Below are 15,039 nucleotides of genomic sequence, written 5' to 3'. Positions count from 1 at the left end.
AAGAAAAAGCCCCGTTCGATAAACATATCCAACGAGGCTGCTCATTAAGTTATTTCTAGTTTATGCATATGTGCCTTTCTTTTACGCTCAATTAGTTTTTGACCGATTAAGACAATCATAAATAGCATACCTACAGCTGCTGCCATCATCCCTGCAATCGATGTATCCCAGAGCTTTGCTAAATAATAGCCAATTACAGCCGCTAGCGCTCCAAACAACATGCTATAAATAAACATTTGCTTAATTGTTTTACTAATTAAATAGGACGTTGCAGCTGGACCAATTAACATGGCAACGACTAAAATAGCGCCTACACTATCAAATGCAGCAACGGTTGTAAAGGAAATCGATGTCATAAAGGCATAATGAAGAAAGACAATCGGCAGACCAATCGATGCGGCATACACAGGATCAAAGGTTGCCAGCTTCATTTCCTTAAAGAACAAGACAAGGAATGTTACATTAATTATTAGCACGAATAATAGCATCCAGACAGCTTTCGGCATGGTGATACCAAGCAGTGACCATTGATTCCACGGCACAAAAGCAATTTCTCCCATTAAAACATGCTCAACATCTAAATGCACGTTCCCCGCAAATAGTGTAATAAGCAGAACACCCGCAGCAAATAACGATGTAAAGACTACCCCAATCGCAGCATCCTCCTGAATCCCAGAGGAATGTAATAATTGCACAAGATAAGCCGTTAAAATACCTGCGAGTGCTGCCCCAACAAGCATCCAAAAGCCATTCAGTGTTTGTGTAAGGATATAGGCCATTACAATGCCAAATAATACCGTATGGCTAATGGCATCCGCAATCATGGCCATTTTCCGCAGTATTAAAAAGACACCTGCAATCCCACAGGTAATGCCCACTAGCAGCCCTGTAACAATTACCCAAAATTCAATCATCCTACATCACCTTGCTTTCGAAACTGTCTTTTTCGATAATATTGACGAATTTGGCCTGTAGGACTAATAAAATAAGAAATAAAAAATATCCCAGCTGCCACCAATACAATAATTGGCCCTGTCGATAAGCCTGTTCTGATTGCGCTAATAAAGGTACCTGCTATACCAGCAATACCACCAATAGCGGCACTAAGGATTAGCATTGAGCTTAATTTATTGGTCCATAGCCTCGCACTAGCCGTAGGGATAATTAATAGGGCAGACATTAAAATGACACCTACAGCTTGAATACCCGTAACAATCGTCATCACAATTAGCACGGTTAAGGTTGCCTTTAGCATCTCAATCGGCAAACCAATTCCTTTTGCATAAACAGGGTCAAAAATAAGCAGTTTCCATTCTTTATAGAATAGAAGACTTACCACAATAATAATGATGGCACTCATAAACAGCCACAGTAAATCTGCCTTTGTCATAGTTGCTGCTTTGCCAAAAATAAAGCTATTAAGCCCGCTTTGATTGCCAAGCGGACTACGATTGACAACCGTTAAAAAAACAATACCAACTCCAAAAAATACCGTCAGCACCAATCCAATGGCTGCGTCTGCTTTTAATTTGGAAAACGATACAATCCATTGTATACAATAAACGGATAGGGCAGATGTAATGCCCGCTCCAAGCATTAAAATCGGTAGTTCCTTTTGTCCTGTTAGCAGGAACGCCAGCGCAATGCCCGGTAATGCTGCATGTGCCGCAGCATCACCCACTAGACTTTGCTTTTGTAAGAAGGAAAAAGTACCTGTGATGCCAGCCGCAATGCCAAGTAACATTGTTCCGCTTAGTACCCATAATAAGTTACCACTTAACATCGTGACCCTCCCTACACATGCTGCATCATAAAAAGTTTGCCACCATAGGTCTTCTGTAATTGCTCTGGTGTAAAAACATCTTCTGTTGCGCCTGATGCTAAAATTGTTTTATTTAATAAAATTGTATAATCAAAGTATTCTTTGACGGTTTGCAGATCATGGTGCACCACAAAAATACTTTTTCCCTGTACCTTTAACGCTTTTAAAATATCAATAATGGTTTTTTCTGTTGCCGCATCCACTCCTGCAAATGGCTCATCTAAAAAGTAAATATCAGCATTTTGGGCAAGGGCTCTTGCCAAAAAGACACGCTGTTGCTGCCCTCCTGACAGCTGCCCAATAGAACGCTCTGCAAAATCCTGCATCCCTACACTTGCTAAAGCCTGCTGAGCAATTAATTTATCCTGCTTGGATGGTCTTTTCAATAAACCCATATGACCATAACGCCCCATGAGGACAATATCGAGTGCATTTGTAGGAAAGCCCCAATCAACGGCATTGCGCTGAGGAACATAGCCAACGACTAAGCTTTTTGGCTCAAATGCCTTCCCTAAAATTTCAACTTTCCCTACTTTATTAGGAAGCTGATTTAAAATCGCCTTTAAAAAGGTTGACTTGCCTGCACCATTTGGCCCAATAATGGCAGCCAAATGCCCTTGTGGTACTGTTACACAAGCATTTTCTAATACGGTTTTCTTATCATATGCCACTGATAAATTTTCCACTGCTAATGCATACATCTTATTCACCTACTTTAGTGCATCAACAATTGTGTTGATATTATGCTGATACATCCCAATATATGTGCCTTCTTCCGTGCCCTCTGCGCCCATTGCATCCGAGAACAGCTCTCCACCGATAACAATATCGTGTCCTTTTTCCTTTGCACCTTCAATAACAGCCTGCATCGCTTTATCAGACACACTTGACTCAACAAAAATCGCCTTAATCTTATTAGCCACTAAGAAATCTACCATTTCCTGCACATCTTTCACACCATACTCTGATTCTGTGCTAAGCCCTTGTAAGCCACGTACCTCAAAGCCTTGACTTCTACCAAAATAGTTAAAGGCATCATGAGCCGTTACTAAAATACGTTGCTGCTGTGGAATTTCATTGACACGCTCTTTTGCATATGCTTGTAATTCATTCAATTCCTTTACATACTTTTCTTCATTCTTTTGGAAATCCTCTTTAAATTCTGGATATTCTTCTTGTAATTGCTCACTAATCGTCTTTGTTACTTCTTTCCAAATATCAATATCAAACCAAATATGTGGATCATGCAGTATGGCATCATCATCACTAGCGAGTAACTGTTTTTCATCTACTGTTTCACCAACAGCTACCACCGTTTTATCCTTGGCCATTTGCTCAAAAATATCGAGCATTTGTCCTTCTAAATGTAAGCCATTATAAAAAATAACCTCTGCTTTTTCTAATTTGGATAAATCACTTTGTGTTGCCTTGTATAGATGTGGATCTACACCTGATCCCATTAATGCAGATACCTGTAAATGATCGCCACTAATTTCTTGAATGACATCTGCAATTTGTCCTGTTGTTGCCACAACAATGCCTTCCTTCTCCCCCTCTGTTGTCGATGAACAGCCGAACAACAGCGAGAGTGATACGACCACTACACCTAATAATTGTTTCATTCCTTTACCTCTTCTTTCTTATTTTTAGCGATTGCTTGAAAATGGATAGCGGACAACTTTCAGGATGCCCGCTAGCATTTTCTACAATGGCTTATATTTTATTTTTCCGAATAAACTGCCGCCAGCTTATCCAGAAAAGAATAAATAGTATTCCTGCTCCTATAGAATCTGTAAGCACCCATAGTATCGCGAGCATTAGAAAAATCACCATTGGAAGAATTGTCAGCTTGAAATCATCTGTCTCTTTCATACACTCACTCTTCTTTCTTCACAGATATTTTGTTTCCCTTAGGAAAAATATATGCTATAAGTTAAAATAATTCAACCCTTTTATAAAAATTTCTTTTTTAAAATTTTTTTCTAGGCGGAAATCCTGTAAGTTTAGTGTCCCTACATCCTCTACTTAAAATTCTTGAAAGTCTGAAGTGGCACTGTGTTTATCCGTCTCTTCTAAGCCTCTATCTGTCAATTTTCTCGAGCTATCCGTCCTTGCTCAGACTTCCTACATTTTTTGTTCTACCGCTGCGCTCTATCCATTACTTGGCTCGGGCTATCCTTCGCTCTTCCCTTTCTATCCACCTTTGCTCGGATTCCTTACAACTCTTTGCTATGCTCCCCCGCCTTCGCCAAAAGACATTTGCAGTTTCTATCCATTTCCTGCAAACTATTACATAGAACATGTAAGAAAGGATGAGGCTGACGATATGAAAAAACTCGTAGGTATCTTATTTTTTATGCTGCTTGCAGGCAGTGTGAGCAATGTACAGGCTGCTGGCTTTAAGGATGTCTCAGAGGAGCATTATGCGTATGAGGCGATTTTGTGGGCAGAGGAATATGATATTGTGAATGGTTTTACAGATGGGACGTTTAAGCCAAATGCAACGATTACAGAACAGCAATTGGCAAAGCTGCTCGCTAATTTTTATGAGCTGGAGTCACCGATTGAGGAGTTAGACAAGCAGACACCTGCTGCCAATTGGTCTGATGACTATTATGATCAACTCGCTAGCTATAGCGTTCCATTAAATGGTTATTTTGATAATCGTATTCGTGCGGCTACTGTTAAACGTGGCGTTGTGGCACAGGCGATTGCCCATTTAGCCAGCGGGAAAAAAGACTTAAATCAATCTATTCAATTTTTACTTGATTATTATATTTCATCAGGGCAAAACCCGAAGTATGAGGATCGAAATTTACAAAAATTCTACGGTGTAGCAAATAATATTACCCGCGCCGAGGTGGTTACAATGCTGTATCGTATGGACGAGCGCAATTTTTATGAAATTTCGGAGGATGCACAAGCTAGCCATGATAATGCCAATCAGCTAGCATTAAACACCCGTGCCAAAAATGCACAAAGCCAGCTTGATCCATCTCTGCAAGTCTCAGCACCTAGTACAAGCGCTTGGGAGGGAATCTACACGTATTATTATAAATGGGGCAAGGGAGCGAATGATTTTAACCGACGTGATGCCGTTATCACCAATGCCACAAATAAAAGTTTTAGCATTTCTTTAACAGCAAATGATGGGAAGGCTTCAGGCAGTGTTCAGGGGACTGTTACCATCACAAGCAGCAATAAAGCGTTAATGAATACGTCTGCGAATGGTAATCGCTGTGTGATTGAGTTTGAGCGTTTATCCAATAATGCGCTCAAAGTAACAGAGATTGACTGTCGTGCAGAGCGCAATGAAGGCACAAATTATTCAGGTACACTGAAAAAGCAATAACTATAAAACCGCATGACATCAAGTGAAAAAGCTTTGATGTCATGCGGTCCATTTAATTTAAGGTCGATACCCCTGCTTTGCGATTGTAATAAAATCTTGAAGGACTGGCTGCATATGTTTATCTTTATGCCAAGCAATATCTGTATAAATTGGCGCTAGCATAAAGGAAAATGGGCATTCGATCAATTCGCCGTTGTGTAATTTCTTTTCTACAACCATTTTAGGTAAATAGGTAATGCCTAATCCTGCTATGACACATTGCTTAATTGCTTCCATACTGGCAAATTCAATTACTTGTTGTGGTATAACTTTTTCCTGCTGTAAATATGTTTCTAATTGATTTCGATAAGAGCAGCCTGCTTCCGTTAACAGGAATGTTTCCATGGATAATGGCTGTCTTTTATGATTGAAGGCACACACAAAAACAAGCTGTTCTTCCGTTAAATGTTCTCGTTGTAGCATGACAGTTTCTTGGTAGGTATCTGTAATAAAAGCAATATCTAATGCGCCTGTTGGCAATAATTCTTTGGCAATTTCAGTCGTATGTACAGGCTTAAAAATAATTTTTACTTGTGGATAGGCTTGCTGAAATTGCTGTAAAATACTAGGTAAACGATAGACACATTGGCTTTCCTGTGCGCCTACCTTTAATACCGTTTGCTCCTGCTCATTACGCATGGCCTTTTTCATTGTCTGCTCTAGCTCTACCATTTTTTGAGCATACTGCTGTAGATGCTTGCCCTCCTCTGTTAGGACAATGCGTTTGCCAAGCCGTTCAAAAAGCAGGACACCTAGCTCTTGCTCCAATGCTTTGATTTGAGCCGTTATGCTTGATTGAGCATAGTCCAGACGCTGGGCTGTTGTGTAAAGCTTAGTGTTTTGACTGCGATTAAAAAGGTTTGGAGCTGCTTATTATCCATTACTCCTCTATTCCATTTTTTCGCAACATTCAGCTTTATCGATAATAAAATACATTTTACACTAGAGGTAACTTAAAAGAAAGAGGCGAATCCATATGAACATTACTGCATTTATTGGCAGCTCCAGAGCGCACAGCAATAGTGAGCACTTAACAGATGTTGTACTAGAAGGCATTACCTATAAAAAATTATACTTAAAGGATTTACACATTGAGCCTATTAACGATTTACGTCATGATGCCCATGGCTTTCAATTGGTGGAGGATGATTATGACCAAGTAATTGAGGCGCTGCTTACAAGTGATCTAGTTGTGTTCGCTACACCGATCTATTGGTATAGCATGTCCGGTATCATGAAAAATATGGTAGACCGCTTTAGCCAAGCCATTCGCGATGAACGTTTTCCACAGTTGAAGGAAAAGCTCACAGCAACGGAAGCCATTGTCCTTGCTGTTGGTGGCGATAATCCTACCGTCAAAGCTTTACCAATGATTCAGCAATTCCAATATATCTTTGATTTTATTAAAATGCCGTTTACGTTTTATATTATCGGGGAAGGTAATAAGCCTGGGGATATTGCCAATGATAAGCAAGCACTTGCACAGGCAGCTATTCTAAATAAACAATTAAAAGCTCGTACGCTATAAATTTATTAGAAAACGACCTAAAGCCTCTTAGGTCGTTTTTGTTACGCTTCATGTGAAAAGGTTAACTCTTTCGGTGGCTCCCCTTTTTTATTCATCAGGCGCATACGAAGGGGTTCAATTTTTAAGGTTACCATGTCGTCTTGATTGCCAATCAATAGACTTGTGAAAAATTCAGCTACTTTATTTTTTAAACCTTCTTCCTCTACTTCTGTTAGCTTGCCCTCTATTTCCACATACGTATCGCCAAAGCCTCCATTGTCATAGCCATATAAAATATGGACATATGGATTTTTACGAAGCTCTGCCATTTTCTCAGAATGCTGATTAGTAACGGTATATAAAACAAAATCTTTATGCTGAAATGTCATATAACGAGAATGCGGTTTGCCATTTTCCACGGTTGCCATTGTCCCTATTTTTTCTCGATTTAAAATTGCTAAAATTTCCTCGCGTACAGAAGTCATTTCATCCCATCCTTTCCTCTACATGTTTAGTGTACCCTCCTCTCTCAAAGCTCAACCGTTTTTTTTGAAAAATGTGAAATGACAATTTTCGGGCAGATAAGGAATGTCCTGCTATAATACGTTATTGGACAACAAGAATTTTCGTATAAAGTGAATCTTTAGTCAGTAAATCGAGGTCTTACAGCCTCGCTTTCAGTACAAAAAAGATTGCTCATACGAAATCAATGAGGGGTACATAATGAAACAAGCTTTTTTATCACGCTGTATATTTTTTATCACAGGAATTTTCGTTTTATCGTTTGGCATTACATTAACGATTAAAGGGCAGCTTTTCGGTGTTGGCTCTTGGGATGTACTCTATATTGGCTTAACGAAAACAATCGGCACATGGTCTATTTTATTAGGGCTTACCATTTTAGCCTTCGATATACCAATAACAAAAAATTCCATTAATAGGAACTTTTATAGATATGTTTTTAGCAGGTATTTTTATTGATGTGTTTAACTACTGGCTGCCTGACATTCATGGCTTTTGGCTACAAATTTTTCTTATATAATCGGATTAATTTTATTAGGCTGGGGCTGTGGTATGTATATGGTTGCCAATTTAGGCATTGGTCCCCATGATACGTTCATGTTAATGGTGGTGCATAAGCTAGGCTGGAGTGTAACACGCACTCGTACAACAATGGAGGTAACGGTTGCGATTGTCGGTGTTTTACTAGGTGGACCACTTGGCATTGGTACAGTATTCATGGCTTTTGGACTTGGACCAATTGTTCAATTGGCAATAGCCTTTAATGAAAAATTATTATGGCAATGGACAGGTGTAAAAACGGCGATCGTTTCCTAAAAACAATGTTTTTGTGCATTGTATAGTGGAGATAAATACGTAAAAAAAATAAATTACTCCCTTTATCAGAAACTATGCACGATGTAAGCCGCTATATGGCTATGCAATAATGCAAAAAATCGAAGAAATGCAGCGAGTACGATGTATAGAACTATTATAAATTTACGGAAATACAAATGAATAACACCTGTTCATGCAGAGGATGCACAACGTATTTTATGCAATATGCCAGCAATCGGGACATAATCACTTTCATCTGATTCATGCTTTTGTATGAAAATCAGCAACCTGCCGCGTATTTTTTCAATAGCAAACATGCTTATTTCACACCAGATTTATGCGATAAAGAAGGCGTTGCTTTCCTTTTTGCCTTTTTATTTGAAACGAATTTGCTCTTCGCTATCGTTCTTAATAGTAGCTGTATTGGCTACCTCATCGCATATATGCGCTATCGTAAAATAAAAAAGCGAGCAATCAACATTTTGAAAATTGATTGCTCACTTTCTTATGCTTGTGGCTCGGCTGTATTTTGCCCTGTCGCTTCGATCACTTCCGGTGTCTCATCGACTGTATCATCTTCCTGTACATTTTCCGCAGGTGGTGGTGTAATTGTCACTAATGTATAGTCATCCTCCTGCAAAATTTCAAATGGCAACTGCTGACGGATATCACCCACATAGAGCGAAGTGCCAATGGCAACATTGGTAACATCAATATCAATTGCCTCAGGAATTTCTGTTGGCTTTACTTTAATGCGTACCTCACGATTTGGCTGTAGCAATAAGCCACCATCCGCAACACCAACAGCATCACCTATAGGATTGACTGGCACATCTACTTCTAGCTCCTCTGCCATATTAATGGATTTAAAATCGACATGCTTGACATTGCCCTTTAATGCACAGCGCTGCACCTCTGTTAACACAGCATTGACATGCTGACCCTCCAGCTCTAATTGAAACACACCATTTGTTCCATACGTAGCTAGCATTTTAGCAAATGTACGCGCATCTAAAGAAATGGCTGTTGAGGCCATTTGAAAGCCATAGACAACACCAGGTATAGCTCCATCTTGTCTAAGCTGTGTTAAAGATGAACGACGCCCTTTTTGACGTTGTTGAACGGTTAAAACCATTGTCATTAGATAATTCCCCTTTCAAAGAACGAGTCTTATAAAAGGTTTTGCCTGTTCTCATGGTTTTTATACCTATCAGAAAAAAAGCAGCTCTTTTGCCCATCCTCAAGCGCAAAGAAACTGCCTTATGTTTAATACTGGGGCACCTTATGGCTGAGTAAGCCATGTAGTTCATGTAAGGCGGTAATTTCATAATGTGGTGTAATCGTACTTGTATTTTCTATATTATGAATATTAAACCAGCATGTATCAATGCCTGCCTGTAAGCCACCTTTTATATCTGATGTAAGGGAATCGCCAATAATTAAGGCTTTATCCTTTTGGAAACGCTCAATACGTTCAAATACATAGTCGAAAAAGGCGGGCATAGGCTTTTGATAGCCTGTTTGCTCTGATACAAAAATGCCTTTAAAATAGGGCGCTAGCTTGGCATCTGTCAGTCGTTTATTTTGTGTAATCGTTACACCGTTTGAGACAACATATAAATCGTAATGCTCTGCTAAATGCGCAATTACCTCATAGGCTCCCTCTACATATGGATGTGCCTGCTGCAAATATTTTTGAAAAACCGTTTCCACATAGGCACCATCCACCTCAAAGCCAAATTCTTTTAAAGCAACGGCAAAGCGTGTATTATGGAGGGTATTTTTGGTGATCTCCCCACGCTCAAAAGCCCGCCACATGGAGTCATTGATTTCCTTATAACGCGCAATCATGGCTGGTGTAGCCGCTATATTTTCCTGCTGAAACACTTGAGCCAGTGCCGCATTTTCCGCTACATTAAAATCTAATAACGTGTCATCCACGTCAAATAATAGTGTTTCATACTTCGTCATAGTTATTCCCACTTTCTTCGAAACATTGTGACTTTTACTCTATTTATCATAACGTTTTTTTAGAAAAATAACAGTAAAATGTCCTACTGTATTGACAACTATTGAAATCCTTCTCCTTTTTTCTTTATTCATATTTAAAATTATCAGTGAATATGAGAAAATAGAATGCTAGAAAGGAAGATGTACGAAAGATGACAACCTTACAAAAAATGACGCCTATCTTTGATCCATGGGAGGCTTATTTAGATGTTGAGCAGCATGGACAGATGACACTGTCAAATATTGAGTTTACCACAACAACACTTTGCAATATGCGTTGTGCACATTGCGCTGTTGGTTATACATTGCAACAGAAAGACCCCGAAGCACTGCCAATTGAGCTAATTTTACAGCGCTTAGATGAAATCCCTCATTTAAAAACGATTAGCATTACAGGCGGCGAACCGATGCTAAGTAAAAAATCTGTGCAAAATTATGTATTGCCACTATTGAAATGCGCATATGCGCGAGGTGTACGCACACAAATCAACTCCAACCTAACATTGGAGCCAGCGCGTTATTTACTGATTGCGCCTTATTTAGATGTGCTCCATATTTCCCATAACTGGGGAACAATTGATGAGTTTGTAGAAACAGGCTTTGCGATGATGGAGCGCAAACCGACATATGACCAACGTGCAGCTTTATTCCAACGCATGATTACTAACGCTCAAATGCTAGCTGAACATGGCGTGATGGTCTCTGCTGAAACGATGCTTAATAAAAAAACATTGCCTTATTTAGCCCATATTCACCATCAAATTATTCATGAAATGAAGTGTGCACGACATGAGGTGCATCCCATGTACCCATCCGATTTCGCCAGCTCGCTGACATCATTATCATTAGATGAAACGCGGGCAGCGATTCATCACTTATTAGATATTCGCGATGAACAAACATGGATGCTATTTGGCACACTGCCATTCTACCCTTGTAGTACAAACGAGGAAGATCAACGCCTATTACAACGTTTACGCTCAGCGAAAAATGTCACAATGCGTAATGATCCAGACGGTCGCTCACGCTTAAATGTCAATATTTTCACAGGCGATGTGATTGTCACAGACTTTGGCGATACACCTGCACTTGGCAATATCGCCCACGATACATTACCTGCCATTTTTGACAAATGGATGGCAAGCGATTTGGCAAAATCATTAAACTGCCATTGCCCAGCCGTCAAATGCCTTGGTCCAAATGTGCTTGTCAAAAATATGTACTATCAAAACACCAACTTTACAAGCGGCTCGGCTCAGGTTTAACAATTACGATAGACAGCTCTGCTCTTTTGGGAAATAACTTTTTGCCAAAGGAGTGGGCTTTATTTTTTATCAGGAAGGGTAGGTGTATATATGAAAATTAACATTATATTGCTTGCTTTTTTAACACTTTTATTGGTTGCTTGTCATGATGGGCACAAACAGCCAAATAACAAGCAAACAGCCATTGTCAAAAAAGAGCCGTTTACCTTTACAATAATGAGTGATAAGCAGGTATATACTAAGTTATACAAGATTTAATATCGCAAAAACCACCTCAATTGAGCAGATAGAGAGGTGATAGTTATAAAAATAAGTAGAACTATTTAATTTATTCACAATACACATTGAGTAATTTAAATATATTTGGTAAAATATATATACAATGAATTATTTAACCATATTTGGAGGTGTTAATTTTATGAAATTAAAATCAATACTAGTAGTTTCGTTGTTTCTACCTTTCTTACATTCTGGTGTAGTTAGTGCGGAAAATGATTTATCTACTAACATTGTTGAAGAAAAAAACTTTAGAGAGGATTTTGGACTTAATTCTGATACTAGCTTTGTCAAAAACGTAATGGAAAATCCTAATTCTAAAAAGACATTTGGTGTAGCTCTAACAGATACTGAAGAAAAAGAAATGCATAGACGCATTAAAATTCAAGAGGAATATATCCCTAAGATAAAAAATATAATTAAAGCAAACGAAGCAATAGATATTATATATATTGATCAAAAAAATAACGGAAAAATCAAAGTCGGATTTAAAAATATTAGATCTCGGAACACTCAGAATGCTATTAAACAAATTCAAGAAGAGTTTGGAAACGAAGTCGAGGTTTTTGAAACAGTATACAGTGAAGAAGATTTAGATAACTATAATAAACAAGTATGGGCTGCAAAAGATGAATTGTTGAACCAAGGAATCGATTTAATTATGGTTTCTACAGATATAATAAATCAAACTGTAACAATCGGAATCGCAAAAACAACTAAAGCAAATGTGGATTTTATTAAATCCTACTTTAAAGGGATGCCTATATCTATTACAGAAGTTACAGACCCACCCACTGATACAGCTGTAAGAGGTGGTGAAGAAATCATATCTACAAATAATCGAGGCTGTTCCATTGGTTTTGGTGCTAAAGATAGTTCAGGTCAATACTATGTTATTACAGCAGCACATTGTAGTAGAATACAAAATACATCAACGGGTGGCTGGGTCTATTTGTCTGGTCAAGGTTGGAATTATAATGGAACATATCTTGGTCATGCAAGTTCACGTTGGAGTTACTATGGTATGTCAGATGCTATGGGAATCGCAGTTACAAATGTAACGGTTAAAGAGATGAATCTAAATGGTGGCTTGCGAACTATTAATGGCTTTCAGAATTCGTCTAATGATGTTGTTGGTCAAGTAGTTTGCAAAACTGGTCATACAACTAAGGTAACATGTGGAAAATTAACAAGTAGAAACGTAGGTTATAGTGTTGATGGTTCTACATTTTTCAATCTACGTGGTGCGACTGCAACAAATACTAAGGGGGATAGTGGTGGTACAGTTTATTCAGATTATACTGTACTTGGTATAGTAAAAGGTGCTGCACCTGGATATCCATTGGTATATTCACATGTTGGAAACATTGCAAATGATTTAGGTATAACTCCAACTACTAAGTAAATTTGACAAACAAATTATTCCGCCTTAAATCTATTTAAAATATTTAAGGCGGAATTTTAATCTTTTAATCATCAATCACTTTAATATCTTTAGCAGTTCCCGAAGCTGGAGAGGATTGATCAATAGGACCTGTTGTATAAGATACTTTATCACCGATTTTTATATGTTCAATTTGTTTATTCGTTACGGTTAACCAAATAGCTCCCATATCTCTTAAGTCTTCCATTGAACTGTTTAATGCCTCATCCTTACTCTCACTATGAACAACTAATAATCGAGTAGTACTTTTTTCTTTGACATAGCCTATTTCACGCTCTTCCAATGTCACTTCATTTGCGTCATTGGAACACCCTACTATCAAAAGCAATATCATCATTGTAAAAATTAAAAAACATAACCTTCGCATAGTTTACCTCCTCTCAACTCCAACACGTTCTCTCTCAAAAAGCCGTATTTCCACAACGAAATACGGCTTTTTATGTTAGAGCAATTCCTTCGCCAAAAATGTATAGCAATTTAAACGACTTTCAAGCTCATATTGATTGCAGTTGAGCATCACCTCATCAAAGCCATAGTGCTCTTGCTCCGCGCTTAAAAATGCTGCAATCTCCTTTGGTGTCCCCACAAGATTGGCTTTACGATTATTGGCAATGGTTAGTTTATCCACTTCTGATAATGGATAATCCTTCGCCTCTTCTGGTGACATGTATTGAATAATTTGCCCCTTCATAAGCTGTAAACGAGCAATATCAATAGGCTTTGCCAAATATTCTGCCTCTTCTAATGTGGGAGCAACTGTTGCCGCATAGGTTACCATGATTTGCGGCTTTTCCATATAATAAGAAGGCGTAAAATGGGCTTTATAGGCATCAAAAATATCCTTTGACATATTGCCTGTGAAAAATTGTGCATAGGAATAGCCTACGCCAAGCTGTCCAGCCTGCATCGCACTTTGGCCACTTGAGCCTAGTAGCCAAGCCTCTGGTAAGGCAATTTGAACAGGTGCTGCGACGACTTGATCATAGACATGTTCGCCTGTTTTTTGATTATTCATCAGCTTTAAAATGATTGCTAGCTTATCATACTGTTCCGTGAAGCGTTGTCGTCTTCCTTCTGCTAACGCATAAATAGCGGCAGGGTCACCGCCTGGGGCTCTCCCTACGCCAAAATCAATACGATTTGGCGCAAGTCCTGCTAATGTCTTAAAAACCTCTGCCAGCTTATAAGGCGAATAATGCATCATCATCACGCCGCCTGTGCCAATGCGAAGACGTTTTGTTTTCGCAGCTAAAAAAGCAGCAGTCACCTCAGGAGCTGAGCTTGCCAATGATTGACTATTGTGGTGTTCTGCTAGCCACATCCGATGGTAGCCAAATTCTTCTCCTACTAGTGCCAGTTGCTCTGTACGTTGAAAGGCTTCCTCTGCTGAATGGCCTTTTGGTATTGGCATTTGATCTAAAATACTTAACTTCATTCAAAACACCCTCTCTATCTATATGCTCCTCCTTTACTGTAATATAGTTTGCTTTATTTACAAAGCAAAAAACCTTACTCGTAAGCTAGTTGTTTCATTTCCCATGTTTGATAGACCAGACCAACTAGCTGCTGCTTTTGCGCTGTATTTAGCACGGTATCATTAAATTTCATCGCCCGTAGTGAGAATTGCTCTGTTTGCTCATTCACTACAAATTGTAAAATAGCATGTCCATCTTTCCCTTGAAATAAAATATCGCCCGATAATTCCACGACATGCTCCCCTGTTTGTGCTTCATAGTAACGCCAGTAAGGTTCAAAAAAGGCATAATTAAAGGCGTTACGCACTGTAACATCTGAAAAATTTTCTAAATAGCCCTCTTTCACTACTTCAATATATGCATGATCTGTTATATCTTTTTGTGTATTAAAGACATAGCCTACAAGCACGCCCATAAACACGACACAAAGAAATACACGGATATGATTGCCTAAACTCATGTTATTCACATCCCCTTTACATCCAAACACTGTTAATACCATCATACATCA

17 protein-coding genes and 1 pseudogene are annotated in these 15,039 nt (G+C 38.8%); 7 read left to right on the top strand and 11 right to left on the bottom strand.

Annotation, left to right across the window (positions count from 1 at the left end; genetic code table 11):
- Window positions 1–44: 44 nt before the first annotated feature.
- From ADM90_RS08775 to ADM90_RS08760, 4 genes are read right to left on the bottom strand one after another with little or no spacing between them, the layout of a single operon-like run.
- Complete coding sequence (locus ADM90_RS08775) at window positions 45–914, bottom strand: metal ABC transporter permease (protein ID WP_053994597.1); 870 nt, start codon at window positions 912–914, stop codon at window positions 45–47.
- A complete protein-coding gene (locus ADM90_RS08770; protein WP_053994596.1) occupies window positions 911–1,783 on the bottom strand; it encodes a metal ABC transporter permease in 873 nt (290 codons plus the stop codon). The genes ADM90_RS08775 and ADM90_RS08770 overlap by 4 nt, the downstream gene beginning before the upstream one ends.
- Before the next feature lie 11 nt (window positions 1,784–1,794).
- The gene (locus tag ADM90_RS08765) at window positions 1,795–2,523 is read right to left on the bottom strand and encodes a metal ABC transporter ATP-binding protein (RefSeq protein ID WP_053994595.1); all 729 of its coding nucleotides are present in this window, start codon (window positions 2,521–2,523) and stop codon (window positions 1,795–1,797) included.
- Window positions 2,524–2,532: 9 nt separating this feature from the next.
- Window positions 2,533–3,444 carry a metal ABC transporter solute-binding protein, Zn/Mn family gene (locus ADM90_RS08760; protein WP_053994594.1) on the bottom strand — a complete coding sequence of 304 codons (912 nt, stop codon included), beginning with the start codon at window positions 3,442–3,444 and terminating at the stop codon, window positions 2,533–2,535.
- 704 nt (window positions 3,445–4,148) lie between these two features.
- Here ADM90_RS08760 and ADM90_RS08755 point away from each other — a divergent pair.
- Window positions 4,149–5,174 carry an S-layer homology domain-containing protein gene (locus tag ADM90_RS08755; protein WP_053994593.1) on the top strand — a complete coding sequence of 342 codons (1,026 nt, stop codon included), beginning with the start codon at window positions 4,149–4,151 and terminating at the stop codon, window positions 5,172–5,174.
- A 57-nt stretch (window positions 5,175–5,231) separates the two neighbouring features.
- Here ADM90_RS08755 and ADM90_RS08750 read toward each other — a convergent pair.
- Window positions 5,232–6,094: pseudogene (locus ADM90_RS08750) on the bottom strand (LysR family transcriptional regulator).
- Window positions 6,095–6,189: 95 nt separating this feature from the next.
- Between ADM90_RS08750 and ADM90_RS08745 the strand changes: the two are divergent.
- Window positions 6,190–6,741, top strand: coding sequence for a flavodoxin family protein (locus tag ADM90_RS08745; protein WP_053994592.1), 552 nt, complete (start codon window positions 6,190–6,192; stop codon window positions 6,739–6,741).
- A 41-nt stretch (window positions 6,742–6,782) separates the two neighbouring features.
- Here the strand turns inward: ADM90_RS08745 and ADM90_RS08740 are convergent, their stop codons facing one another.
- Window positions 6,783–7,205, bottom strand: a complete 423-nt coding sequence (locus ADM90_RS08740; RefSeq protein WP_053994591.1) for a pyridoxamine 5'-phosphate oxidase family protein — start codon at window positions 7,203–7,205, stop codon at window positions 6,783–6,785.
- A 238-nt stretch (window positions 7,206–7,443) separates the two neighbouring features.
- Between ADM90_RS08740 and ADM90_RS25025 the strand changes: the two genes are divergently transcribed.
- Window positions 7,444–7,701, top strand: coding sequence for a hypothetical protein (locus ADM90_RS25025; RefSeq protein ID WP_235473384.1), 258 nt, complete (start codon window positions 7,444–7,446; stop codon window positions 7,699–7,701).
- Window positions 7,702–7,794: 93 nt separating this feature from the next.
- Window positions 7,795–8,058, top strand: a complete 264-nt coding sequence (locus ADM90_RS25020) for a hypothetical protein (protein WP_235473382.1) — start codon at window positions 7,795–7,797, stop codon at window positions 8,056–8,058.
- Window positions 8,059–8,563: 505 nt separating this feature from the next.
- On the opposite strand, the gene ADM90_RS08730 is transcribed toward ADM90_RS25020, so the two are convergent.
- Complete coding sequence (locus tag ADM90_RS08730) at window positions 8,564–9,199, bottom strand: 50S ribosomal protein L25/general stress protein Ctc (RefSeq protein ID WP_053994590.1); 636 nt, start codon at window positions 9,197–9,199, stop codon at window positions 8,564–8,566.
- 125 nt (window positions 9,200–9,324) lie between these two features.
- Window positions 9,325–10,029: a YjjG family noncanonical pyrimidine nucleotidase gene (locus ADM90_RS08725; RefSeq protein WP_053994589.1), complete on the bottom strand. Its 705-nt coding sequence runs from the start codon at window positions 10,027–10,029 to the stop codon at window positions 9,325–9,327.
- Window positions 10,030–10,220: 191 nt separating this feature from the next.
- Between ADM90_RS08725 and yfkAB the strand changes: the two genes are divergently transcribed.
- The 3 genes from yfkAB to ADM90_RS08715 all read left to right on the top strand — a co-directional run bounded on the left by yfkAB (window position 10,221) and on the right by ADM90_RS08715 (window position 13,014).
- A complete protein-coding gene (gene yfkAB, locus ADM90_RS08720; protein ID WP_053994588.1) occupies window positions 10,221–11,333 on the top strand; it encodes a radical SAM/CxCxxxxC motif protein YfkAB in 1,113 nt (370 codons plus the stop codon).
- 90 nt (window positions 11,334–11,423) lie between these two features.
- Window positions 11,424–11,591, top strand: coding sequence for a hypothetical protein (locus ADM90_RS24475; RefSeq protein WP_161804063.1), 168 nt, complete (start codon window positions 11,424–11,426; stop codon window positions 11,589–11,591).
- Window positions 11,592–11,751: 160 nt separating this feature from the next.
- Window positions 11,752–13,014 carry a S1 family peptidase gene (locus ADM90_RS08715; RefSeq protein ID WP_053994587.1) on the top strand — a complete coding sequence of 421 codons (1,263 nt, stop codon included), beginning with the start codon at window positions 11,752–11,754 and terminating at the stop codon, window positions 13,012–13,014.
- A 64-nt stretch (window positions 13,015–13,078) separates the two neighbouring features.
- Here the strand turns inward: ADM90_RS08715 and ADM90_RS08710 are convergent, their stop codons facing one another.
- The 3 genes from ADM90_RS08710 to ADM90_RS08700 all read right to left on the bottom strand — a co-directional run bounded on the left by ADM90_RS08710 (window position 13,079) and on the right by ADM90_RS08700 (window position 14,988).
- Entirely contained in the window at window positions 13,079–13,420 is a 342-nt protein-coding gene (locus ADM90_RS08710; RefSeq protein ID WP_053994586.1) for a DUF3221 domain-containing protein, read from the bottom strand.
- Between the two features lie 75 nt (window positions 13,421–13,495).
- Window positions 13,496–14,488 carry an LLM class flavin-dependent oxidoreductase gene (locus ADM90_RS08705; RefSeq protein ID WP_053994585.1) on the bottom strand — a complete coding sequence of 331 codons (993 nt, stop codon included), beginning with the start codon at window positions 14,486–14,488 and terminating at the stop codon, window positions 13,496–13,498.
- A 74-nt stretch (window positions 14,489–14,562) separates the two neighbouring features.
- On the bottom strand, window positions 14,563–14,988 hold the full coding sequence (locus ADM90_RS08700; RefSeq protein WP_053994584.1) for a hypothetical protein: 426 nt from the start codon (window positions 14,986–14,988) through the stop codon (window positions 14,563–14,565).
- Window positions 14,989–15,039 lie beyond the last annotated feature (51 nt).

The sequence above is a fragment of the Lysinibacillus macroides genome (assembly GCF_001281525.1).
Lineage (GTDB): Bacteria > Bacillota > Bacilli > Bacillales_A > Planococcaceae > Lysinibacillus > Lysinibacillus macroides.
Note: the sequence above shows the minus strand (reverse complement) of the source record. Positions and strands in the feature narration are given on the sequence as shown.